Origin of the sequence: Tessaracoccus sp. ZS01, from assembly GCF_022342445.1 — a bacterium.
Classification (GTDB): domain Bacteria; phylum Actinomycetota; class Actinomycetes; order Propionibacteriales; family Propionibacteriaceae; genus Arachnia.
Map to the genome: position 1 here is coordinate 189,670 of NZ_PQFE01000003.1, position 23,372 is coordinate 213,041.

Genomic DNA, 23,372 nt, shown 5'->3' on the forward strand with positions numbered 1-23,372 from the left:
TGGGCCACTCAGCCGCCAACCAGCTCAGGAGACCACCATGTCCATCCCCTCCCTCTACATCGGAAGAAGACGCTCGTGGATAGTGGCGATCTTCTTCGTCCTCCTCGCAGGCCTTGTCGTCGGCCTCGTCCCAGAGGCTGAACGAGACGCCTCACCGACCGACTCCCTGGCCCAGGGATTCGACAGCACCCGCGTGGTGGAGTTGTCGGAGCAGTTTCCGCAGGAGGGGGACGCCACAGCCCTGATCCTGTGGACGTCCACGGATGGGGGGAAGCTGACCGAACAGCAGATCGCCTCCGCCCGCGAGTCTCTCCTCAGCCGCCTGTCCGGGGACGCGGGTTCCGCAGGGCCGCAGCCCGGCGAGGGCGCTCCGGACGGCGCCGGGCCACCTCCCGGCGTCACCGGCTCTGACGCCGGCGCTGCTGGGGGGCCACCTTCGGGGCCTCCGCCCCTGCCCCTCGTGAGTGAGGACGGCACAGCCGCCTTCGGGACGATCAGCGTCGAGGCGGACTCCTCCACCGAAAATCGCGACGATGTCGAGGTGTTGCGCGCGGAACTCCGCGACGAGGCCGCGGAGGGCGTCGACGTGCAGGTGACGGGGCCAGCGGGCATCCGCGCGGACCTGGGAGCCGTCTTCAGCGGGGCGAACTTCCGCTTGCTCGCCGCTACCGCCGCGGTGGTCGCCATCCTCCTCCTGCTGACCTACCGCAGCCCGGTGCTGTGGATCATCCCGTTGGTCGTCGTGGGCCTGGCTGACAGGCTTGCCGCCATCCTGGCCACGCACACCCTGCGCCTGACCGGCGTCCCGTGGGACGAATCCACCATCGGCGTGTTGTCCGTACTGGTGTTCGGCGCGGGCACCAATTACGCCCTCTTGTTGATCTCGCGCTACCGCGACGAACTCCGGAGCAGCGAGGACCGCTTCCAGGCCATGCGTACGTCACTGCGACACTCCGGCGAGGCCGTACTCACGAGCGCGTCCACGGTCGTGCTGGGCGTGCTGACGCTGCTCTTGTCGGTCTTCCCGGCAACCCGGGGCCTTGGTCTCGCCAGCGCGGTCGGCATCGTCATCGCGGCCGGTTATGCACTCGTCGTGCTGCCATCGGTGCTCGTCCTGTTCGGCCGCTGGGTCTTCTGGCCACTCGTTCCCCGTGTGGGGCAACCGGCCCTGGTCGACAGCGGCCGCTCCGTCTGGGCGCGGGTCGGGGCCCAGGTGGCCCGCCGCCCCACTGTTTTCGTGCTGGCCAGCGTCGCGCTGCTCGCCGTACTCGGTGGCGGGCTGTTCCGGATCGAGACCGGCCTCGGCCCGTCGGACCAGTTCCTCCGCAAGCCGGAGGCGATCGTGGCGCTGGAGCGCCTCGGCGAGTCGTTCCCGGCGGGCCAGTCCGACCCCGCGATCGTCATCACAGAAGAGGACGCCACGCGCGTGGCAGAAGTTGCTGAGGGCGTCCCCGGGGTGGTGTCTGCCACTCCTGCAGGGACCGCAGAGAACCTCACCCAGCTGCGCGTGGTGCTCGAACCCGAGCCTGGAAGCGACGAAGCGCGTCAGGTCGTTCGCGACCTGAGGGTGGCTCTCGAGGGCCTCGCGCCGACCTTCGTCGGCGGAACGGAGGCCCAGTCCGTCGACAGTCTGGACGGGGCCGCGGAGGACCAACGCACGATCATCCCGCTCATCCTCGCGCTGGTGCTGGGCATCCTCTTCGTCCTTCTCAGGTCCGTGGTCGCACCACTCGTGCTCGTGGCGACCGTCGTCGGCACGTACGTCGCGGCGCTCGGTGCCTCATGGGTGCTCTTCGTGGAGGTGCTGGGCTTCGAACGACTGGACTCCAGCGTGCCGCTGCTGACCTTCCTCTTCCTGGTGGCGCTCGGCATCGACTACAACATCTTCCTGGTCACGAGGGCCAGGGAAGAAGGCAGGCACCACGGCAGCAGGCGCGGAATGCTGAGGGCTCTGACGGCCACCGGTGGCGTCATCACCAGCGCAGGGATCCTGCTCGCCGCAGTCTTCGCGGTGCTGGGCGTTCTCCCGCTGGTGGTGCTGGCCCAGATCGGTGTCGTCATCGGGGTCGGCGTCCTGCTGGACACGTTGCTCGTGCGCACTGTCCTGGTCCCCGCGATTGCGGTCCTCCTCGGTGACGCATTCTGGTGGCCGCGGCGGACGCGATCACCTCACCCGGCGACCGCCCCGGCGGACGTCAGTGGCCAGGTCGACTCCATGAAGCCGAGGGAACCGGAAATGGTGGGCTGACCTAGGAGTTGCGGCGGCGGATCTCCGCGGTGAGGAATGTCGCGAAGCTGCACCACGCCGCGTAGGGCGCCAGCGCGGCCATCCGGCTGCTGCCGGATGGCCCTGCTCGGCGGGCCAGGTCCCACGAACTGGCAGCCAGGAGCCCGGCCAGAACGGTCGCGGAGCCCAACCTGTGGGCCCGGAAGAACGCCCAGCTCCACCCCTGGTTGAGGGCGAGGTTGAGCACCAAGGCGTTTCGGTATCGATCCGCGGACGCAGGGTCGCCCTGGGCCTCGAGGTCTTCGATGACCTTGGCGCTGGTCAGCGCGATGTCGGTGTAGAGGGCGGTCCAGACGATGGGGAACACCCAGCTCGGGGGTTTCCACCCGGGCTTGTCCAAGGCTCGATACCAGGCCGAACCGGGGTCGGTCGCGAGCGACCCGGAGAGGGCGGTGACGGCCGTCAGCGCGCTGGTCAATGCCAGGGGTCGTTCGAACCATTTCCTCGTCGCCATGGATGTCCTTCCGGAGGGGCCCGGCATGCCTCAGTGGAGCACCGTGGCTGGCCGTGGCCGCTGCCTCCACCCTACCGTCGGGTCGCTTTGCCACTGTGCGGAGGCAGACCAACGAGCTTCAGCGTTCGCGTAGAGGGAGGAGGGTCGTCGATGTCCTGAGACATCACAATGGTCGGGGCGACAGGACTCGAACCTGCGGTCTCCTGCTCCCAAAGCAGGCGCGCTAGCCACTACGCTACGCCCCGTGAGCAGGGAAGCACCTAGCCAGAAGCTTCCGGCCAGGTGGATCACTGCATCGAGCGGATGACGGGAATCGAACCCGCGTAGCTAGTTTGGAAGACTAGGGCTCTACCATTGAGCTACATCCGCAGAACCGCAGACGAGTGTATCAGCGATCTGACCGAAGCCTGGAAACCTGCTCATCGGCCACCGTCTCCGGCGCCCTCCAGGCCCAGGAAGTCCCGGATGGCGTCCAGTTCGCGTTGGGTCTGTTCCCGGGCCGCGTCGAGGACTGAGCGCAACACCGGGACCCGACGCTCGGAGTTACTGATCGGCATCCGCTCCGGGAACACCAGGTAGGCGCGCCCCTGCCGTTCGAGCTCGAACAATTCCCCGAGGGTGCGGTTGTAGTTGGCGGGCCGCTCCAACACTCCGTGGGCGATGGACGGATACTGGCGGAACAGCCGGCGATAGCCGTGGGGGAACCGGGCGGGCGGCTTGCGGTACCCACGGGTGCGGGTCATGACGACGAGGAACTTCTCGAAGCCGGCCGCCTTGGCAGCATCCAGGGCGAACCCTCCGGTGGGGCCGAGCGCGCCGTCGCAGTAGACCTCGCCGTCGACGGTGGCCAACGGCATGAAGAACGGCATCGTCGACGAGGCGCGGACACGCTTCATCAGGTCATACATGCGATGGATGTCCTCGCGACCCCAGTAGACCATCTCGCCGTCGTGGCAGCGCATCGCCCCGATCGCCACGCGCGCCGGGTTCCCCTGGAACGTCTCCCAGTCATAGGGGAGCGCCTGATGGGGGAGGGAGGTTCGTTCATAGATCCATTCGGCATTGAACATGCCCTTGCCCTGCAGCCAGGTGTGCCAGTTGCCGAACTCGGGCTCGGCCGCGAAGTCGACGAAGGATTTCTCTGCACGCGGGGCGTCCCGCGAGACGTAGTTGGCCACGCAACTCGAACCGGCGGAGATCCCGCCCACCCAGTCTGCGTGGATCCCGGCCTCCAACAGGACGCTCACAACCCCTGAGGAGAACGATGCGCGCATGCCGCCGCCCTCGAAAATGAGGGCGGTGTCGGTCACGTTGCTGGTCAGCTCGCTCACGGCCCCGACTTTAGCCGGGCGCGGGAGCCCGCGTGTTGGTGGCCGGAGCATCGACCGATAGACTGACGCGCGATTCGAAAATTGACACCTCAGGAGTCCACTCGTGCCCAGCACCGTTGAGAAGCTGAAGCCCACCCGGGTAAAGCTCACCGTCGAGATCCCCTTCGCTGATCTCAAGCCCTACCTTGACAAGGCTTACAAGGAGATCGCCGAACAGGTGACGATCCCCGGCTTCCGTAAGGGGAAGGTGCCCAACACGGTCATCGACCAGCGGTTCGGCCGCGGCATGGTCCTGCAGGAGGCCATCAACGAGGCCATCCCGGAGACCTACAACCAGGCCATCGACGAGCACAAGATCTACCCCATGGCGCAGCCCGAGGTGGACATCACCAAGCTCGAAGACAAGGACGTGGTGGAGTACACCGCCGAGGTGGAGATCCGCCCCGAGGTGGAGCTGCCGGACTTCAACACCATCGAGGCCACCGTCGAGGGCGCATCCTCCGTCGACGAACTCGTCGAAGAGCGCATCGAACTGCTCCGCAAGCGCTTCGCCACCACCACCGAGGTGGAGCGCGGCGCCGCCGAGGGTGACCTGCTGAAGATCGACCTCAAGGCCACCAAGGACGGCGAGGAACTCGACGACGCCACCGCAGAAGGCATCTCCTACGTGGTCGGCGACGACCAGGGCATGCTCGACGGCCTGGACGAGGCTGTCACCGGCCTGAAGGCCGGCGAGTCCAAGACCTTCACCTCCACCCTCGTGGGCGGCGCCCACCGCGGTGAAGAGGCCGAGATCGAGGTGACCGTCGTCACCGTCTCCGAGCAGGAACTGCCGGAGGTCGACGACGACTTCGCACAGCTCATCTCCGAGTTCGACACCGTCGAGGAGATGAAGGCCGACCTGCGTTCCGGCGCCGAGCAGCAGGTGAACGCCGACCAGATCGCCGACGCCCGCGACAAGGTGCTCGAAGCGATCCTCGAGAAGGTCGACTTCGAACTGCCCGAGAACGTCCTCAAGAAGGAACTCGAAGCCCGCCGTGCCGACATCGAGCGCCAGCTCGCCCGCGGCGGCATGACGGTCGACCAGTACCTGGAGCAGACCGAAGAGGAAGAGGCCGAGACGGTCGAAGAGTTCTGGGCCGAGATGGACAAGCGCGCCACGGATGCGCTGCGCGCCCAGATCGTGCTCGACGTCTACGCCGAGGCCAACTCGATCGACGTCTCCCAGCAGGAGCTCACCGAACTCATCTTCCGCAAGGCGCAGCAGTCCGGCTCCTCGCCCCAGGATGAGATCAACCACATGATGGAGCACAACCACATGCCCGAGTGGATGAACGAGATCCGCCGCGGCAAGGCCCTGGCCTCGATCTGCGCCGCGGCCACCGTGAAGGATTCCGAGGGCAACGCCGTCGACACGTCGCTCGCCTCCGTGGAGACCGAGGACGCCGGGGAGTGATCCCAGCCGCCTCGCGATAAGCGCAACGCCAACGCCGCCGGTCCCGCAGGGGACCGGCGGCGTTGCTGTTCCCGCCGGTGCACGCTGTGCGCGAACAGGCCGCGCTTCGCTTCGGTTGTCTGAATCACCCGGTAGGTTATTGGTGTGACTCAAACTCCAATCCACCCGATCCGGATGGCCGGGCCCGCAGGCGCCGGCCTCGGCATGACAGACAACGTGTACTCCTCGTTGCTGGCCAACCGCATCATTTTCCTCGGTTCCGAGGTGCGCGACGAGAACGCCAACGCGATCTGCGCGCAGATGCTGCTGCTCAACGCGGAAGACCCCACCCAGGACATCTACCTGTACATCAACTCGCCCGGCGGGTCGGTGGACTCCGGCATGGCGATCTTCGACACCATGCAGTGGATCAGCAATGATGTGGCCACCGTCGCCATGGGCCTGGCCGCTTCGATGGGCCAGTTCCTGCTCTCGGCGGGCACCCCCGGCAAGCGCTTCGCGCTGCCGCACAGCCGCATCATGATGCACCAGCCCTCGGGTGGTCTGGGCGGCACCGCCTCAGACATCCGCATCCAGGCGGAGCAGTCGCTGCACATCAAGAAGACCATGGCCAACCTCATCGCTGAGCACACGGGTCAGAGCATCGAGCAGATCGAAGCTGATTCAGACCGCGACCGCTGGTTCACCGCCGAGCAGGCGCTCGAGTACGGCTTCATCGACCACGTGTATGAGCGCGCGTCGCAGATCCAGACGGAGGCCCCCAACCAATGATCAACAACACGTTCGCCCTGCCCCAGGGCGCGGCCCCCGTCGGCCCGGACATGAACTACTTCATCCCGCAGTGGGAGGAGCGCACCAGCTACGGCATCCGCCGCGTGGATCCGTACACGAAGCTCTTCGAGGATCGCATCATCTTCCTCGGCACCCCCATCAACGACGACGTGGCCAACGCGGTCATGGCGCAGCTGCTGGTGCTCCAGTCGATGGACCCCGAGCGCGACATCTCGATCTACCTCAACTCGCCCGGCGGCTCGTTCACCGCGCTGACCGCCATCTACGACACGATGCGCTACATCAAGCCCGACATCCAGACGGTGTGTCTCGGCCAGGCGGCTTCGGCCGCCGCCGTGATCCTCGCCGCCGGCACCAAGGGCAAGCGGTTGGCGCTGCCCAACTCGCGCATCCTCATCCACCAGCCGGCCACCGAGGGCGGCTACGGACAGTCCTCGGACCTGGAGATCCAGGCCCGCGAGATCCTGCGCATCCGCGCCCTCATGGAAGAGATGCTCGCCGTCGACACCGGCCAGGAAGTGGCCAAGGTCAGCAAGGACATCGAGCGCGACAAGTACCTGACCGCCCAGGAGGCGATCGAGTACGGCATCATCGACGACATCCTGCCGTCGCTGAAGGGTCTCTGACCGCTCAGACCGGGGCCGCCGGGCAACTGGGTCAATGCGACCCGGATGCCCGGCGGTTCGCTCTTCTCCCGCCCCGCCTGCCGGGTAGGGTGGTGACAACAAGGCAGACAATCAGGAACTGTTGATGGGAGGTGGACGTCGTGGCTCGTATCGGTGAATCCGGCGACCTGTTCAAGTGCAACTTCTGCGGGAAAACGCAGAAGCAGGTGAAGAAGCTGATCGCCGGCCCTGGCGTCTACATCTGCGACGAGTGCATCGGGCTGTGCAACGAGATCATCGAGGAGGAGTTCCCGGACGCCCCCGAAACCGGTCTGGTCAAGGAGCTGCCCAAGCCGCGCGAGATCCGCGACTTCCTCGACACCTACGTCATCGGCCAGGACAGCGCGAAGAAGACGCTGTCGGTGGCCGTGTACAACCATTACAAGCGCATCCAGGCCGAGCATGGCGGCCGGGGTCGCCGTTCGGATTCTGACGACATCGAGGTCGGCAAATCCAACATCCTCCTCATCGGGCCCACGGGCTGCGGCAAGACCTACCTGGCCCAGACCCTCGCGCGCATGCTGAACGTGCCGTTCGCCATGGCGGACGCCACCGCCCTGACGGAGGCCGGCTACGTCGGTGAGGACGTCGAGAACATCCTGCTGAAGCTGATCCAGGCGGCGGATTTCGACATCGCCAAGGCGGAGACCGGCATCATCTACATCGACGAGATCGACAAGGTCGCCCGCAAGTCGGAGAACCCCTCGATCACGCGTGACGTGTCCGGCGAGGGTGTGCAGCAGGCGCTGCTCAAGATCCTCGAGGGCACCGTCGCCGCCGTCCCGCCGCAGGGTGGCCGCAAGCACCCCCACCAGGACTTCCTGCAGATCGACACCACCAAGGTGCTGTTCATCGTCGGCGGCGCGTTCGCGGGTCTCGACGAGATCATCAACCAGCGCGTCGGTCGTCGCCCGCTGGGCTTCAACAACAAGGCCGAGGCTCGCATGCCTGAGGCGGACCCGTTCTCCCAGGTGCGTCCCGAAGACCTGCACAAGTTCGGCCTCATCCCGGAGTTCATCGGCCGCCTGCCCATGCTGACCAGCGTCTCGCCCCTCGACGAGGAGGCGCTCACCCGCATCCTGGTGGAGCCCAAGAACGCGTTGGTGCGCCAGTTCCAGAAGCTGTTCGAACTGGACGGCGTGCAGCTGGATTTCGAGGACGGGGCCATCGCCGCCATCGCGGGTCTGGCGCTGGAACGCGGTACCGGTGCCCGCGGGCTTCGGGCCATCCTCGAGGAGCTCCTCCTCGACGTGATGTTCAACGTGCCCTCCGACGAGGACGTTGCCCAGGTGATCGTGACCAGGGAATCGGTGCTCGGCGAGGAATCGCCCACCCTCGTCCCGCGTGCCAAGGTGGCGCGTCGGCGGGACCTGTCGGCCTGATCCTGGCGCCTCGGGCAACCGGCCACCACCCGTAGGGGTCCTTCCATAGCGCCGTGTTAAGGAGTTACATTCTCCCCAAGACGTCAGAGTTGTCGGCGGAGGAGGATCCCCATGACCACGACGCGTCCCACCAGTCGGAGTGCCACCGCTGTGATCGCCCTGGCGGCAGCGCTCCTCATTCCGGCGGCGTCCACGCCGGCCGAGGCAGCCCCCTATCCCTGGACGTTCGACGCCACAGTGGACCTGGTTCCGCTGACCAAGGGCCACGCTCCCGCTCCGGTGGCGGCCGACTGGGACGGTGATGGGGACGACGACCTCATCGTCGGCTTCCTCAACTCAAGTCTCTATTCGGGCGTGGCGGTGGCGCTGCGCGCCGAGGCAGGCTCGCTGGGGGAGTTGACCAGCATCTTCAGCACCGGCAACGCCGACACCGCGTTCGCCGGCACCGCCGTGACGTACCTGCGGCCCGCCGTGGGTGACATCGACGCCGACGGCACGGCAGACCTGGTGCTCGGCTCCTGGTCGTCGAACGCCGGTGTGAGGCTCTGCCTCAACCCGGACGGTGGCGCCATCGACCCCGCCGCGTGCACCCTCCTCAGGGACGGCGCGGGGGCCCTGGTGGGCGCCACCACTGTCTCGGGTATCGCCTACGTGTCGCCTGACCTTGTCGACTGGGACGCAGACGGGGATCTCGACCTGCTGATCGGCACGGGCGCCAGCGCCGCGGAGAAGGGCGTGCGCTTCTATGAGAACGTGGGCGGCGCTGCCTTCGCCGCGCCCCAGTGGCTTGTCTCCCAGGCCACTACCGGCCTCGGCGCCGAGAGCTACTACGAGCCCGCCGTCGCCGACATCAACGACGACGGCCTGCTCGACCTCCTGATCGCCGGTTCGCGCATCGAGAACGTCAGCGAGTTCGCGCTTTTCCAGTGCCTCAACACCGGGACGAGCGAGGTTCCTGTCACCAACTCCTGCACGCAGCTGAACCTGCCCGGCCTGGTCAGTAACGCCGTCGACGCGACGGACTGGGACAGCGACGGCCGCCTGGACTTCGTCCGCGGCTTCCAGTCCCTGTACATCGGCACGCCCGTGACGTTGATCCACGGCACCGGCCCGGACACCGACGGCGACGCGGTGGCGGACTCCTTCGACAACTGCCCGGCGGTGTCCAACCCGGCCACGATCATGTTGGACAAGGTCAACGCGGTCCAGGTCGACACGGACGCCGACGGCGCGGGCGACGCCTGCGACGACGACTGGGACGGCGACGGAGTGCTCAACGCGCCGGACAACGCCCCCTGGACCCACAACCCGGATCAGTCCGATGTCGACGGCGACACCCGCGGCGACGCGGCCGATCCGCGTGACGACCGTCCCGGCGAGCCCGGAGAAGGGTCGTACGAGTACGCGATGGCCGAGCGGATCGACTGGGGCGAGAAGCCCGTGATCGTCCTGCGCGCCGACGCCATGTCCACCGGCTACCGCTCGGGGATCGCGCAGGCCCTGACCAACGAGGCACTCGGCCGCGACCTGCCGTTCTCGCTGGCGCTCATACCCTGGGACGAGCCCAGGCTGACCGCGTCCGCCACGGACGAGTACCTGAACACCGTGCTACCCGACCCCGACTTCGAGGTCGTCAACCACGGCACCTACCACGCGTGCGTCTACACGCCGTACCTGGAGGAGTTCGGGGCCAGCTCCGCCGAGTTCGACTGCGGGATGCCCGTCGCGGAGTCGGTCAACCTGATGCGGGTCGGTCAGGATTCCATGCTCGGGGCCCTCGACATGGACACTGCCTCGCATCAGCTCACCGGGTTCATCCCGCCGACCGACGCGTTCGACGCGGCGGCGAGCGAGGCCATCCGGGCGCTCGGGTATTCGTGGGTGGCTTCCGCGTGGTACGCCGAGCCGGCGGAGCGCCCGGACTTCGCCTACGTCGACGACGCCGGCCTGGTGCATGTGCCCTGGTCCCAGATCGCCTGCGGCAACGGTGCGGCCACCTGGACCGACTGCCAGGGCGGTGCGAAGACGGGCCTGACCTCGCACTCGGGGGTGGACTGCGATGATCCGGCGGACTGCATGCCGACGCGTGACGGGAAGGACTACACGAACTGGGAGACCCACGCCGCCACGTCGCTGGCAGATCGTTGTGAAAGCGACTTCGGGCGCTACGGCGTCTGCAGCGTGCTGTTCGAACTGACCAGCTACGACGCCGACTTCGCCACCGGAACCCTCGACCCCGTGGCCTTCGCCGGCTTCCAGCGCACGCTGGACGAGTTGGAGGCGCTCGCGGAGCGGACAGGGGCCGTGTTCATGACGCTGGGGCAGTACGCCGCGGCCCTGCAGGCGGAGAAGCCGATCGTGACCCCGCCTCCGTCGTCGCCTCCGCCGAGTTCGCCGCCTCCGTCGTCGCCTCCGCCGAGTTCCCCGGCTCCGTCGTCGCCCCAGCCCAGTTCGCCGCCACCGAGTTCCTCCCCGGTGGACGACGACTACGTGCGCACGATCCCGTACACGAAGCCCGGCCTGCACCGCGACTTCAACGGCCGCGACTGGAACACGGTCTGTGAGCCCTACTCGCAGACAGAGAGGTGCCGCACCCACATCTGGGCCACCGTCGTCCACATGGAGGACGGGAAGTTCATCCGGGAGAGCGGATGGATGTTCAACAACCTCACCTACCTGCCGTTCATGACGCGTACGCAGTGGGGTGCCAACCCGTTGGCCAACCACAACTACGAGACCGGTTTCACCTCCGCCGGGCGGCAGTGGCGCACCGACTGCGACACTGCGCAGACCGGCGGCGGCGGGTGCCGCAGCTACATCCTGGCAACGGTCTACGCCGCGACACCACGGGCTGGGGGTGGATACACCTTCTCGCAGTCCAACCAGTGGGTGTTCAACAACATAGTGATGTTCCGGGCCGCGTAAGGTTGGGCGGGTGAGCCGAGGTTATCGACGTTTCCCGCACCTGCATCAGGACGAGGTCGTCTTCGTCGCAGACGACGACCTGTGGTTGGGGCCGCTCTCGGGCGGCCGCGCCGCACGCATCACCGTGGCGGAAGGCACGCCCCGCAGCCCACGGTTCTCCCCGGACGGGTCGAAGGTCGCCTACGCGGCAACGACCCACGGCCGGTGGGACGCCTACGTCGTCGACCTCGACGGCGGCACCCGGAGGCTCACCTGGCTGGGGACGCGCAGGCTGGTCATCTCAGGGTGGCTGGATGACCAGCACGTCCTGCTCAGCTCGGACCACGAGGGCCTCCACCGGGTCGACACCTATATGTATTCGCTCTCACTCGACGGTGAGCTCACCCGGCTGCCCTGGGGCGGCGCCACCTCGGCGACCGTGCACAGCAGCGGCAGGGTGGCCGTCGCGTCCATCAACCACCGCGATCCCTCGGGATGGAAGCGCTACCGCGGCGGCATGGCCGCGCGCCTCCACATCGGCGACGGCCAGGGCGACTGGATCCGGGTCCTGCCGGAGATCGAGGCCGGCCTGCACCACCCCACCTGGGTGGGGGACCGCCTCGTCTTCACCTCGGATCTTGGCGACGCGCCGGACGTGCAGGCGCAGGTGTGGTCCGTGGACCTGAACGGCATGGACCTGCGCAACCACACCTCCCACACCGCCGAGGAGGGCTACATCCGCGACGCCACCAGCGACGGCCAGGGCGTCGTCTACCACTCGCGCGGCCAGCTGTTCCACCTCGCCAGTCTGAAGGCTGAGCCCCAACTCATCGAGTTGGCCACCGGCATCGGGGCGCCGTCGCCGGTGCAGGTGCACCCCACAGACAGGCTCGAGGCGATCGTGCCGGACAACGGCGGCGACGGGTCGCTGCTGGAATGGCGCGGTGCCGCCTACTACCTCACGCACCGCGGTGGCCCTGCCCGGGCCCTCGCGGACAACGCCGGCGTCCGGGTCAGGGAGCCGCGCTTCCTTGACCACACGGGCGGCAAGGCGGTGTGGGTGACGGACGCCGAGGGTGAGGACGCCCTCGAGATCCGCCTGTTGGAGGGCGGCGACAAGGCCCGCCGCATCGGTGCAGGTCGCCTCGGCCGCGTCATGACGCTGGAGCCCAACGAGCAGGGCACCCGGATCGCCGTCGGCAGCCACGACGGCACGGTGTACCTCGTCGACGTGGCGCGCGGCAACGTCAAGGACATCGGCCGGTCCACCGTCGGTGAGGCGTCGGGCTTCGCCTGGTCGCCAGATGGCCGCTACCTCGTGTGGCGCAACGCCATCGCGCAGGAGGGTATGCTCGGGCAGCTCGTGGGCTACGACGTCACCGAGAAGCGCGCGTTCACGCTGACCAGGGGCCAGTTCAACGACTTCTCGCCGGTGTTCACCGCCGACGGCAAGTACCTCGTGTTCCTGTCGAGCCGCACCATCGACCCCACCTACGACGAGTTGACGTTCGACCTCTCCTTCACCAACACCGTGCGTCCGTGGCTAGTGCCTCTGAGCGCGGCAGAGCCTGCCCCGTTCGGCCCGTCGCCGGACGGCTGGGCCATCAGCGAAGCCGATGAGGACGACGAGAAGGATGACGACTCCGGGAAGTCGGGCAAGGAAGGCAAGAAGGGCAAGGACGGTAAGGAGTCCGAGCAGGTCTCGGTCGTCTTCGACGTCGGGGGAGTAGAGGACCGGATGGTCCCGTTCCCCGTGCCGTCGGGCCGCTACGTGCACCTCCAGGCGACCAAGCACGGGTTCGTGTGGCAGTCGCTTCGCTCCGTGGGCGAACTCGGCGCCCTGCGCGCCGGGGTCGAAGGCGAGGTCAAGGACGTCGTGGAGCACTTCTCCCTGAAGACCCGCAAGGTCACCACGGTGGTCGAGGGCTGCGACGGGGCCGGCGTCAGCGGCGACGGCGAGCGTCTGGTCGTCCGCAACGGCGACGAGGTCTGGGTGCAGAGTGCCGAGCAGGCCCCCGGCGACGACGAGGACGCCCGGGTCGCCGTCGATCTGGGCCGGCTGCGCCGCGAGATCGATCCCCGCGCCGAGTGGCGGCAGATGTTCGAGGAGAACTCCCGCCTGATGCGCGACCACTTCTGGCGCCCGGATTTCGACGGCACGGACTGGTCTGCCGCGGTGGCGCGCTACCGGCCGCTGCTCGACGTCGTGGCCACGCACGACGACCTCCTGGACGTGCTCTGGGAGACCGTCGGCGAGCTCAACACCTCGCACGCCTATGTGTCGCCTCCTGACGACGACGGTCCCTCTGTCGGCTACCTGGGCGCCACCTTCACCCGCAATGCCAAGGGCGAAGTGGTCATCGCCGACATCCTGCCCGGCGAAACGTCGGACCCCACGGCGCGGTCGCCGCTGAGGGCGGCCGGCGTCGCCGCTGAGCCTGGCGACGTCATCGTCGCCGTCGACGGCAGGCCCACCGCCGACGCACCGCACATCGGAGCGCTGCTCCAGGGCGCGGCGGAGAAGGTCGTCGAGTTGACCCTGGCCAGGGGGCGCCAGAAGCGTCGGGTCGCCGTCGTGCCCACAGGCAACGAGTCGCCGCTGCGCTACCACCAGTGGGTGACCAGCCGCGTGGAGTATGTGCGGGAACGCTCCGGCGGACGCATCGGTTACGTGCACGTACCGGACATGGTGGCCCGCGGCTGGGCGGAGTTCCACAGGCTCATCGACGCCGCGATGGCGTGTGACGGGGTGGTGGTGGACGTGCGCTTCAACGGCGGCGGCCACACCTCAGAACTGGTCATCGAGCGGCTGACGCGCCGGGCCATCGGCTGGGTCGGCGCCCGTCACCACGACGGGGCGAGCACCTACCCCAGCCAGGCCGCACGCGGCCCCGTGGTGTTCCTCACGAACCCGTTCGCCGGCTCGGACGGCGACATCGTGACCGCCGCCGCACAGAACCTGGGCCTCGGTCCGGTGGTGGGCGAGCGCAGTTGGGGCGGCGTGGTCGGCATCGACGGTCGGTTCACCCTGGTGGACGGCACCGAGGTGACACAGCCGCGCTACTGGATCGCCTTCGACCAGCACGGCTTCGGGCTCGAGAACCACGGCGTCGACCCCGACATCGTGGTGGAGGTGGGGCCGGCTGATTGGGAATCCGACGGTGACAAGCAGCTCGACGCGGCGGTGGACGAGGCGCTTCAGCGCCTCAACGGCACTCCGGCAGCGGTGGCGCCCAGCTTCCCGCCACCGCGCTTCTGAGCGGGTGTAAAGAAGGCCTCGGAGTCGCGCGACTCCGAGGCCTTCTTCCTCTGCAGGGAACTATCAGCCGGCGACGGGCGCCAGTTCGATGTCGGCGACGATGTGCTGGCCGTCCTCGACCCACTCCACGTCGCCCACCAGGCGGCCCACGGCACGCAGGTCCGGCTCGATGGTCTTCAACCGCTCGACGGAGCCCGCCGGCCCACGGAAGACAGCCTTCGCCACCTCTGCCCGCATGGAGACCTTCGCGTTGGACTTCGCGCCGCGGATGGCGATGAGCGCCTCCGCGAGATCTGCCAGCAGCGTGGCGTCGCCGTCGATCGACAACTCCTCCGCGGTGGGCCAGGTGGAGCGGTGCACCGACGAGTCGTTGGTCCAGCGCCACACCTCTTCCGCCACGAAGGGCAGGAAGGGCGCGAACAGGCGCACCTGCACGCTGAGCGCGATGGCCAACGCGGCCTGCGCCGACTTCTTGCCCTCGTCGCTGCCGGTGTAGGCGCGTTCCTTGACCAGTTCGAGGTAGTCGTCGCAGAAGGACCAGAAGAACGTCTCCGTGGCCTCGAGCGCCCCGCTGTAGTCGTAGTCCTCGAACTCCTCAGTGGCCTTCTCCACGACGACGGCCAGGCCGCGCAGCAGAGCCTTGTCCACCGGGTTCGTCACGGCGTCCAGCGTGGCGGGCGCGTCCTGCATCGACAGCACGAACTTGCCGGCGTTGAGGATCTTCATCGCGAGGCGACGGCCCACCTTCATCTGGGTCTCGTCGAACGGTGAATCCTGGCCGGGACGGGCCATGGCGGCGCGCCAGCGCACGGCGTCGGAGCCGTACTTGACGAGGATGTCGGTGGGCACCACCACGTTGCCCTTCGACTTCGACATCTTCTTGCGGTCCGGGTCCACGACGAAGCCCGAGATGGTGGCGCGCTTCCAGGGGAGCGTGCCGTTCTCGAAGTGCGCGCGCACCACGCGGCTGAACAGCCAGGTGCGGATGATGTCGTGGGCCTGGGGGGCCATGTCCATGGGGAACGTGAGGTTGAACAGCTCCTCATCGCGCTCCCAGCCGGTGGCCAGGTGCGGGGTGAGCGACGACGTCGCCCAGGTGTCCATCACGTCGGGGTCCGCCATGAAGCCGCCGGGCTGGTTGCGCTGCTCCTCCGAGAAGCCCTCCGGGGTGTCGGTCATGGGGTCGATGGGCAGCGAGGCCTCGTCGGCCACGATGGGGCTCTCGTACCGCGGCTCACCGTCGGCGTCCAGCTCGTACCAGACGGGGAACGGCACGCCGAAGAAGCGCTGGCGCGAGATGAGCCAGTCGCCGTTGAGGCCCGAGACCCAGTTGTCGTAGCGGTGCTTCATGTGCTCCGGGGTCCACTCGAGGGCCCGGCCGCGCTCCAGGAGGGTGGCCTTGAGTTCCTCGTCGCGGCCGCCGTTGGTGATGTACCACTGGCGGGTGGCCACGATCTCGAGGGGCTTGTCGCCCTTCTCGTAGAAGTTGGCCATGCGGGTGGTGGGCTTGGGGTCCTCCAGCATGTCGCCCTGCTCGCGCAGCTGGGCGACGGTGGCCTCGCGGGCGGAGAAGGCGGTCTTGCCCGCCAGCCCTTCATAGGCCTCCGTGTTGACGATCCACTCCGGCGTCTCGGCCTGGAAACGGCCGTCGCGGCCGATGACGGTGCGGGTGGGCAGGTTCAGCTCACGCCACCACAGCACGTCGGTGAGGTCGCCGAAGGTACAGCACATGGCGATGCCGGCGCCCTTGTCGGGCTCGGCCGCGGCGTGGGCCAGCACCGGGATCTCGACGCCGAAGATGGGCGAGGTCACCGTCGTGCCGAAGAGGTCCTGGTAGCGCTCGTCGTCCGGGTGGGCGATGAGGGCGCAGACCGACACGATGAGTTCGGGCCTCGTCGTCTCGATCCACACCGGCTCGCCGTCCGGCTTGTGGAAGGCGACCCGGTGGTAGTGGCCGGGGTAGTCGCGGGCCTCGAGCTCGGCCTGCGCGACGGCCGTCTGGAACGTCACGTCCCAGAGGGTGGGCGCATGGTCGAGGTAGGCCTCGCCACGGGCGTGGTTGCGCAGGAACGCGCGCTGCGCCACGGACTGGGCCTCGGGCGAGATGGTGGTGTAGAGGGTGTTCCAGTCCACCGACAGGCCGAGCTGCTTCCACAGGTCCTCGAAGACCTGCTCGTCCACCTGCGTCAGTTCCTGGCACAGCTCGATGAAGTTGCGGCGGCTGATCGGGATCTGCCGCTTCGGATCCGGCTTGGCGGGCGGCTGGAAGCCGGCGTCGTAGGGCAGCGAGGGGTCGCAGCGCACGCCGTAGAAGTTCTGCACCCGGCGCTCGGTGGGCAGGCCGTTGTCGTCCCAGCCCATGGGGTAGAAGACTTCCTTGCCGCGCATCCGCTGGTAGCGCGCGATGGTGTCGGTGTGCGTGTAGCTGAAGACGTGCCCCACGTGCAGCGAGCCGGACACGGTGGGAGGGGGAGTGTCGATGCTGAACACCTCGTCGCGCGACGACGGCCGACGGAAGGCGTAGGTGCCCTCTGTCTGCCATACCTCGCCCCACTTGGCCTCCAGTCCTTCGAGGACGGGCTTGTCGGGCAGGGCACCCTTGGGCGCGGTGGTGTCAGTCATGCGGTTGATCTTAGCGAGATTCGCCACTGGTGCCGATCCGGGGAAGGGCCTCAAACGGCAGCAGCCCGGACGGTGGACGTCCGGGCTGCTGGTGTGTGGGGTGAGGCGATCAGCGCTGGTAGGGCTCAGGCTTGACGTCGATCTCCTTGCCGCCCTCTTCCCAGGCGGCGGTCGCGGCGTTGAGGAAGCCCTCGGCGGTGGGCTCGATGGAGCCGAGATCCAGGCGCTGGCCGGAGACGACGTAGGCCGGGGTCGCGTCGACGGCGTCGTCGCGGAACTTCTGGTCCGCGTTGTCGACCCACTCCTGGAACGAGCGGGAGTTGTACAGCTCGACGTAGCGGGTCAGGTCTTCACCGGTGATGCCCGCGGCCTGGGGGATGTCGTTGCGGAGCACCTGGTCCGTGTAGCCGGTGTCCTGGAAGTCGAACGCGACACGGTGGAAGTCCTCGAACGCACCCACCTCTGCTGCAGCGGCGGCCGCCACGGCGGTGCGGGACGAGGGGCCGTCCTCGCGGGCCTGATCCAGGAAGTGGGCGGTGCGGATCTCGGTGGTGATGGAGCCGTCGGCGACCAGCTGCTCCACGATCGGGCCGAGGGTTGCGTGGGCGCTGGCACACGCGGGGCACTGGTAGTCCTCCCACAGCACGAGGTGCGGCTTGTCCGCGCTGGGGGCATTACCTTCGAGCGGGATGCCGTAGCCCTCGGTGGCGGCGGGCGGCGTCAGCTGTTCTTCTGCCACCGAGGTGCGGTTGCCGATGGCCTGCACGATGACGATGGCGAGCACCACGACGACCACCAGGGCCGCCAGGCCGAAACCGAACCCCATGATGCGCTTGTTGCGCTTGTTGCGTTCGTCCATCTCCTGAGCCTGCCGCAGCGCGGCGCGCTTGCTGAGGTTCGAGTTGTTGGCCATGTATGTGCTCCTTCAGAAATCCAGTGCGGGGCTGCGGGCACCGTGGGGTGCTGCGCTTTCGGAAGTAATGATAACCAGCGCACCCAAGGTGGTTGAATCAGTTACTACACACTGCGGAATCCTCCTGGGCGGTGCCCGGCCGAGTAGGCTGGCCCCACCATGACTGAAACCTCACACGCCGCGTTGACGGCGGCCCTGACCAGCCGTTGGCCCGAGCACCGGGTGGCGCCCAGCCTGACCAGGGTCGCCGCGCTGATGGACCTCCTCGGTGAACCGCAGCGGGCCTATCCCGTCATCCAGGTGGCCGGCACCAACGGCAAGGGCAGCACCGCCATCATGATCGAGACGCTGCTGCGTTCCGCGGGCCTGCGCACCGGGCGGTTCTCCAGCCCGCACCTGTCGGATGTGCGTGAGCGCATCGTGATCGACGGCGAACCCATCAGCGAGGAACGCTTCGCTGAGGTGTGGGCGGACATCGAGCCCTACGTCGACATGGTGGACGAGCAGCAGCTCGACGGCGTGGCCATGACGTTCTTCGAGGTCATCACCGGCATGGCGTACGCGGCGTTCGCCGACGCCCCCGTCGATGTCGCGGTGATGGAGGTGGGCCTGGGCGGGCGTTGGGACGCCACGTCGGTGGCCGACGCGGCGGTCGCCGTGGTCACGCCCATCGGGATGGACCACACGCACATCCTGGGCAACACGCTGACGGAGATCGCGGGGGAGAAGGCCGGCATCATCAAGCCCGGCGGCACCGCCGTGTTCGCCGGCCAGGCTCCCGAGGCCGCCAAGGTGCTGCTGGCCGCCGCCGTCGAGGCCGGCGCGTCGATGAAGGCCGAGGGTCCGGATTTCGGCCTGCTGGAGCGCGGCCTCGCCGTGGGTGGCCAGTTGCTGCGCATCGAGAGCGTCGGCGGCCCTGTGGCTGACGTCTTCCTGCCTCTCTACGGTGAACACATGGCCCGCAACGCCGTGCTCGCGGTGGCGGCGGTCGAGGCGTTCCTGGGCGGTAAGCCGCTCAACCCGGAGATCATCGTCGAGGGGCTGGGCGCCGTCGAGGCCCCGGCGCGCCTGGAAGTGGTGCGCACCTCGCCGCCGATCGTGATCGACACCGCCCACAACACGCAGGCCGCCCGCGCCACCATCGACGCGGTGGAGGAGAGCTTCGACTTCGCGCCCACCATCGGTGTCGTGGCCATGATGCAGGACAAGGACGCCGCGGAGGTGCTCGAGATCTTCGCTGAGAAGATGGACCAGGTGGTCATCACCCAGGTCTCCTCGACCTCCCGGGCTCGGCCCGTCGACGACCTCGCCGCCGTCGCCGAAACGGTGTGGGAGACCAGCAAGGTGCACCGCGCCCCCAGCATGCGTGAGGCTCTGGACCTGGCCGTCATGCTGGCTGACACCGCCAGCGTCCAGGCCGGTGTGCTCGTCGCGGGGTCCGTCATCGCTGCGGGCGAGGCCCGCGACCTGTTGAAGAAGAGGGACGCCCAGTGACCCTCGCGCCCGACAACCCCATGCGCAGCGCGGCCATGTCGGTGCTGCTCTTCGAGGTGATCATCATCTGGTTGGCCTACATCGGCATGATCCAGGTCTCGGGCGTCGATCTCGCGGTCGCGGCCGCCTGGAGTGCAGTGGCCACGCTCTTGTGCATCGGCGCCCTCGCCGGCCTTCGGAAGCGCTGGGGCTATCTGGCGGGATGGGCCGCCCAGGCCGTCCTCATCGGATTGGGCGTTCTCACCCCGTGGATGTACGCCATGGGTATCATCTTCGCTTTGATCTGGGCGACGTGTGTGATCCTCGGCAAGAGGATTGAGGCCCACCGGCATGGAGGTAACCCACAGTGAGCGAAAAGACGCTCGTCATCATCAAGCCCGACGTGGTGGAGGCCGGTAACGCTGGAAAGGTACTGGCCCGCTACGAGGAGGCCGGGCTCTCCATCGTCGCCATGGAACTGCGCACCATCGACGGTGCCTTCGCGGACCGGCACTACGAGGAGCACCTGACACGCGACTTCTACCCGAAGCTGCGTACCTTCATGACCAGCGGCCCCATGATCTCCCTCGTCCTGTGCGGGCCGGACTGCGTCTCCCAGGTGCGTGAGCTCAACGGGGCCACGGATCCGGCCAAGGCCGAGCCGGGCACCATCCGGGCGGATTTCGGCGACAGCGGCCCGCGCAACGCGGTGCACGCCTCTGATTCGGCTGAGTCCGCGGCGCGTGAGATCGCGCTCTGGTTCCCGGCCCTCTGACCCGGAACCCCACGAGGTTAGGGTGGGGCTGTGAGCCAGCTTCCCCCGCCCGAACAGCAGCCCTCCCCCCAGTGGGGGCCACCACAGCAATGGGCGCCGCCGCTGCCTGAGCAGCGACGCGACGTGGCGTTCCCTGCGCCGACGTGGATCCCGGCCCCGCCGTCGATGCCGACGACGCCGGTCGGGTACCACCAGTTCTGGCGCGCGCCGGGGATCGCCCCGTGGCGCCCCATCGTCGTGGTGCTCATCCTGGCGGTGGCGTTCTTCGGCTTCGCTGTGCTCGCCACGCTGGCTGCCGTGGGCGTCGAGGTGGCCACCGGGGCGGTGGACCCGGACGACCTCATGGGGATGCTCGAGGAGGGCCGTGTCACGCCGGGCCTGGTGCTGGCCAACAGCATCGCCATCGGCCTGTTGCTGCCATTCGCGCTGCTGACCGGCCACCTCGTGAAACAACGCCCCGGCTTCCTGCATTCAGTGGTCGGACGGGTGCGCTGGGGTTGGTTCTGGATCTGCGTCGCCGCGTCGCTGGTGGTGCTCGGGCTCAACATGGGCATCGAACTCTCGCTGACGGGTACCGCGGACCTGGAGCTGCAGATCCGGCCCTACACCTGGTGGCTGCTCATCGGGCTGCTGCTGGTGACGCCCTTCCAGGCAGCGGCAGAGGAGTACCTGCTGCGGGGCGTGGTCTTCCGCACCGTGGGCTCCTGGTTCAGGCCTCCCGTCGTGGCCTTCATCGTCGGTGCCGTCCTGAACTCGGCGCTGTTCATGGTGATGCACGGCGCGGCAGACCCGTGGCTCAACGTCTTCTACTTCAGCCTGGGTGCCCTGTTGAGCTGGCTGACGTGGCGCACCGGTGGCCTGGAGGCGGCGGCCGCCCTCCACATCGTCAACAACATGATCGGCTTCTCCATCGTGCCGTTCCAGGACGTCAGCGGCCTGTTCGACCGCTCCGTCGGCACGGGCGGCCCCGTGATCCTGTGGCAGCTGACCGCCTCGGTGATCCTCGTGGTGCTGCTCGACGTGTTGGCGCGGCGACGTCGACTCGCGACGCTCGGCCGGGGCTAGGCCAAAGCGCACCCCGCGGATATCCTTGACCACGCTATGACTACGATGCCCACTCTGCCCACGCACTCGGTGTTCGACCGCCTCGAGCCGCTGCTGGCGAGCGTCAGCAAGCCCATCCAGTACGTGGGCGGTGAACACAACTCCGTCGTGAAGGACTGGGACAGCGTCAGCGTGCGCTGGTGCCTCTCCTACCCGGACGCCTACGAGGTGGGCCAGCCCAACCAGGGCGTGGCCATCCTCTACGAGATCCTCAACGAACGCGACTGGATCCTCGCGGAACGCACCTACTCCGTCTGGCCGGACATGGAGAAGGTGCTGCGCGACAACCTCATCCCCCAGTTCACGCTCGACGCCCACCGCCCCGTCGGCATGTTCGACCTGCTGGGCGTCTCGTTCTCCACGGAGCTGGGGTACACGAACCTGCTCAACCTCATCGACCTGTCCGGCCTCACGCTGCACGCCGACCAGCGCAGTGGGCACGAGCCGCTCGTCGTGGCCGGCGGGCACGCGGCGTTCAACCCGGAACCCATCGCGGACTTCATCGACGTCGCGGTGCTCGGCGACGGCGAGGAGGCCTCGCTGCACATCTCCGACATCGTGCGGGAATGGAAGGCCGAGGGGCGCGAAGGCGGCCGCGACGGGCTGCTGCTGCGCCTGGCCATGACCGGCGCGTTCTACGTGCCCAAGTTCTACGACGTCGACTACCTCGACGACGGGCGCATCCAACGCGTCGCCCCGAACCGGCCCGAGGTGCCGTTCCAGGTGCGCAAGCACACGCTCATGGACCTCGACGCGTGGCCCTATCCCAAGAAACCCATCGTCCCCATGGCGGAGACGGTCCACGAGCGCTACTCCGTGGAGATCTTCCGCGGCTGCACCAGGGGCTGCCGCTTCTGCCAGGCCGGCATGATCACGCGCCCCGTCCGCGAACGCAGCATCGAGACCATCGGCGCCATGGTGGAGGGCGGCCTCAAGGCCACCGGTCTGGAGGAGATCGGGCTGCTGTCGCTGTCGTCGGCGGACCACTCCGAGATCGCTGAAGTCACCCGCCAGTTGGCGGACCGGTACGAGGGCAGCAACGTCTCGCTCTCGCTCCCGTCCACCCGCGTGGACGCGTTCAACATCGACCTCGCCAACGAACTCTCGCGCAACGGTCGGCGCTCCGGCCTCACGTTCGCGCCCGAGGGCGGCTCGGAGCGCATGCGCAAGGTCATCAACAAGATGGTCAGCGAGGAGGACCTGATCAACACGGTCGCCGCCGCCTTCTCCTCCGGCTGGCGCCAGGTCAAGCTCTATTTCATGTGCGGGCTGCCCACGGAGACCGACGAGGACGTGCTGGCCATCGCAGACCTCGCGCGCCGCGTCATCGAGACCGGGCGCCAGGCGTCCGGCACCAAGGACATCCGCTGCACCGTCTCGATCGGCGGCTTCGTGCCGAAGGCACACACGCCCTTCCAATGGGCCGGTCAGGCGAGCTCCGAGACCATCAACAGCCGGCTGATGCTCCTCAAGGAGACCATCAAGCAGGACCGCAACTACGGCCGCGCAATCGGTCTTCGCTACCACGAGGGTGAGCCCGGCGTGGTCGAGGGGCTGCTGTCGCGCGGCGACCGCCGCATCGGACGCGTCATCGAGCGCGTCTGGCGCGAGGGCGGCAAGTTCGACGGTTGGAGCGAGCACTTCTCCTACGAGCGCTGGGTCGCCTCGGCCAATGACGAGCTGGCGAAATTCGGCATCGACCTGGAGTGGTACACCCAGCGGGAACGCAGCTACGAAGAGGTGCTCCCGTGGGACCACCTGGACGCCGGCCTGGACCGTGACTGGCTCTGGGAGGACTGGCAGGACGCGCTGGACGGCCGCGAGGTCGAGGACTGCCGCTGGACCCCGTGCTTCGACTGCGGCGTGTGCCCGCAGCTGGACACCGAGATCCAGATCGGCCCCACCGGCAAGGTGCTGCTCCCGCTCACCGTAGCCAAGCCCAACCTGGCCTGACC

At 68.1% G+C, this 23,372-nt stretch carries 16 protein-coding genes and 2 tRNA genes; 12 read left to right on the plus strand and 6 right to left on the minus strand.

Annotation, left to right across the window (positions count from 1 at the left end; translation table 11 throughout):
* Positions 1-37 precede the first annotated feature (37 nt).
* Positions 38-2,248, plus strand: coding sequence for an MMPL family transporter (locus C3E87_RS06055; RefSeq protein WP_083665440.1), 2,211 nt, complete (start codon positions 38-40; stop codon positions 2,246-2,248).
* A gap of 1 nt (position 2,249) precedes the next feature.
* Here the strand turns inward: C3E87_RS06055 and C3E87_RS06060 are convergent, their stop codons facing one another.
* The 4 genes from C3E87_RS06060 to C3E87_RS06075 form a co-directional block, all read right to left on the minus strand.
* Positions 2,250-2,741 (minus strand): TspO/MBR family protein, encoded by a 492-nt coding sequence (locus C3E87_RS06060; RefSeq protein ID WP_076060591.1) that lies wholly within the window; start codon positions 2,739-2,741, stop codon positions 2,250-2,252.
* 169 nt (positions 2,742-2,910) lie between these two features.
* Positions 2,911-2,986 (minus strand) — tRNA-Pro (locus tag C3E87_RS06065).
* 53 nt (positions 2,987-3,039) lie between these two features.
* A tRNA-Gly gene (locus tag C3E87_RS06070) sits at positions 3,040-3,110 on the minus strand.
* A 50-nt stretch (positions 3,111-3,160) separates the two neighbouring features.
* Positions 3,161-4,072, minus strand: coding sequence for a patatin family protein (locus C3E87_RS06075; RefSeq protein ID WP_198928220.1), 912 nt, complete (start codon positions 4,070-4,072; stop codon positions 3,161-3,163).
* Between the two features lie 103 nt (positions 4,073-4,175).
* On the opposite strand from C3E87_RS06075, the gene tig reads away from it, so the two are divergent.
* The 6 genes from tig to C3E87_RS06105 all read left to right on the plus strand — a co-directional run bounded on the left by tig (position 4,176) and on the right by C3E87_RS06105 (position 14,530).
* Complete coding sequence (gene tig / locus C3E87_RS06080) at positions 4,176-5,528, plus strand: trigger factor (protein ID WP_076060596.1); 1,353 nt, start codon at positions 4,176-4,178, stop codon at positions 5,526-5,528.
* Between the two features lie 174 nt (positions 5,529-5,702).
* Positions 5,703-6,299 (plus strand): ATP-dependent Clp protease proteolytic subunit, encoded by a 597-nt coding sequence (locus C3E87_RS06085; protein WP_076060599.1) that lies wholly within the window; start codon positions 5,703-5,705, stop codon positions 6,297-6,299.
* Entirely contained in the window at positions 6,296-6,946 is a 651-nt protein-coding gene (locus C3E87_RS06090; RefSeq protein ID WP_369819256.1) for an ATP-dependent Clp protease proteolytic subunit, read from the plus strand. Before C3E87_RS06085 ends, C3E87_RS06090 begins: the two co-directional genes overlap by 4 nt.
* 140 nt (positions 6,947-7,086) lie before the next feature.
* A complete protein-coding gene (gene clpX / locus C3E87_RS06095; protein WP_076060647.1) occupies positions 7,087-8,367 on the plus strand; it encodes an ATP-dependent Clp protease ATP-binding subunit ClpX in 1,281 nt (426 codons plus the stop codon).
* 111 nt (positions 8,368-8,478) lie between these two features.
* Positions 8,479-11,292 (plus strand): VCBS repeat-containing protein, encoded by a 2,814-nt coding sequence (locus tag C3E87_RS06100; RefSeq protein WP_076060601.1) that lies wholly within the window; start codon positions 8,479-8,481, stop codon positions 11,290-11,292.
* 10 nt (positions 11,293-11,302) lie between these two features.
* A complete protein-coding gene (locus C3E87_RS06105) occupies positions 11,303-14,530 on the plus strand; it encodes a S41 family peptidase (RefSeq protein WP_076060604.1) in 3,228 nt (1,075 codons plus the stop codon).
* 63 nt (positions 14,531-14,593) lie between these two features.
* On the opposite strand, the gene valS is transcribed toward C3E87_RS06105, so the two are convergent.
* Together valS and C3E87_RS06115 are read right to left on the minus strand one after the other, a co-directional pair.
* Positions 14,594-17,152 (minus strand): valine--tRNA ligase, encoded by a 2,559-nt coding sequence (gene valS / locus C3E87_RS06110; protein WP_076060650.1) that lies wholly within the window; start codon positions 17,150-17,152, stop codon positions 14,594-14,596.
* A 109-nt stretch (positions 17,153-17,261) separates the two neighbouring features.
* Positions 17,262-18,065, minus strand: coding sequence for a thioredoxin domain-containing protein (locus C3E87_RS06115; protein WP_076060606.1), 804 nt, complete (start codon positions 18,063-18,065; stop codon positions 17,262-17,264).
* A 159-nt stretch (positions 18,066-18,224) separates the two neighbouring features.
* Here C3E87_RS06115 and C3E87_RS06120 point away from each other — a divergent pair, with 159 nt between their 5' ends.
* The 5 genes from C3E87_RS06120 to C3E87_RS06140 are packed head-to-tail and all read left to right on the plus strand — an operon-like array spanning position 18,225 to position 23,370.
* The gene (locus C3E87_RS06120; protein ID WP_076060608.1) at positions 18,225-19,559 is read left to right on the plus strand and encodes a folylpolyglutamate synthase/dihydrofolate synthase family protein; all 1,335 of its coding nucleotides are present in this window, start codon (positions 18,225-18,227) and stop codon (positions 19,557-19,559) included.
* Positions 19,556-19,909, plus strand: coding sequence for a DUF4233 domain-containing protein (locus C3E87_RS06125; RefSeq protein ID WP_076060610.1), 354 nt, complete (start codon positions 19,556-19,558; stop codon positions 19,907-19,909). The genes C3E87_RS06120 and C3E87_RS06125 overlap by 4 nt, the downstream gene beginning before the upstream one ends.
* Positions 19,906-20,313, plus strand: coding sequence for a nucleoside-diphosphate kinase (gene ndk / locus C3E87_RS06130; RefSeq protein ID WP_076060612.1), 408 nt, complete (start codon positions 19,906-19,908; stop codon positions 20,311-20,313). The genes C3E87_RS06125 and ndk overlap by 4 nt, the downstream gene beginning before the upstream one ends.
* 30 nt (positions 20,314-20,343) lie before the next feature.
* Positions 20,344-21,378 carry a CPBP family intramembrane glutamic endopeptidase gene (locus C3E87_RS14870; RefSeq protein WP_143570918.1) on the plus strand — a complete coding sequence of 345 codons (1,035 nt, stop codon included), beginning with the start codon at positions 20,344-20,346 and terminating at the stop codon, positions 21,376-21,378.
* Positions 21,379-21,423: 45 nt separating this feature from the next.
* Positions 21,424-23,370 carry a TIGR03960 family B12-binding radical SAM protein gene (locus tag C3E87_RS06140; RefSeq protein WP_076060618.1) on the plus strand — a complete coding sequence of 649 codons (1,947 nt, stop codon included), beginning with the start codon at positions 21,424-21,426 and terminating at the stop codon, positions 23,368-23,370.
* Positions 23,371-23,372 lie beyond the last annotated feature (2 nt).

What these genes read in the sequence shown, in the direction of transcription:
- C3E87_RS06100 (WP_076060601.1), top strand. Translation starts at nt 8,479, where the DNA reads ATGACCACGACGCGTCCCACCAGTCGGAGTGCCACCGCTGTGATCGCC.
- C3E87_RS06120 (WP_076060608.1), top strand. Translation starts at nt 18,225, where the DNA reads ATGACTGAAACCTCACACGCCGCGTTGACGGCGGCCCTGACCAGCCGT.
- C3E87_RS06115 (WP_076060606.1), bottom strand. Translation starts at nt 18,065, where the DNA reads ATGGCCAACAACTCGAACCTCAGCAAGCGCGCCGCGCTGCGGCAGGCT.
- C3E87_RS06060 (WP_076060591.1), bottom strand. Translation starts at nt 2,741, where the DNA reads ATGGCGACGAGGAAATGGTTCGAACGACCCCTGGCATTGACCAGCGCG.
- C3E87_RS06055 (WP_083665440.1), top strand. Translation starts at nt 38, where the DNA reads ATGTCCATCCCCTCCCTCTACATCGGAAGAAGACGCTCGTGGATAGTG.
- C3E87_RS06140 (WP_076060618.1), top strand. Translation starts at nt 21,424, where the DNA reads ATGCCCACTCTGCCCACGCACTCGGTGTTCGACCGCCTCGAGCCGCTG.
- valS (WP_076060650.1), bottom strand. Translation starts at nt 17,152, where the DNA reads ATGACTGACACCACCGCGCCCAAGGGTGCCCTGCCCGACAAGCCCGTC.
- C3E87_RS06090 (WP_369819256.1), top strand. Translation starts at nt 6,296, where the DNA reads ATGATCAACAACACGTTCGCCCTGCCCCAGGGCGCGGCCCCCGTCGGC.
- C3E87_RS06085 (WP_076060599.1), top strand. Translation starts at nt 5,703, where the DNA reads ATGGCCGGGCCCGCAGGCGCCGGCCTCGGCATGACAGACAACGTGTAC.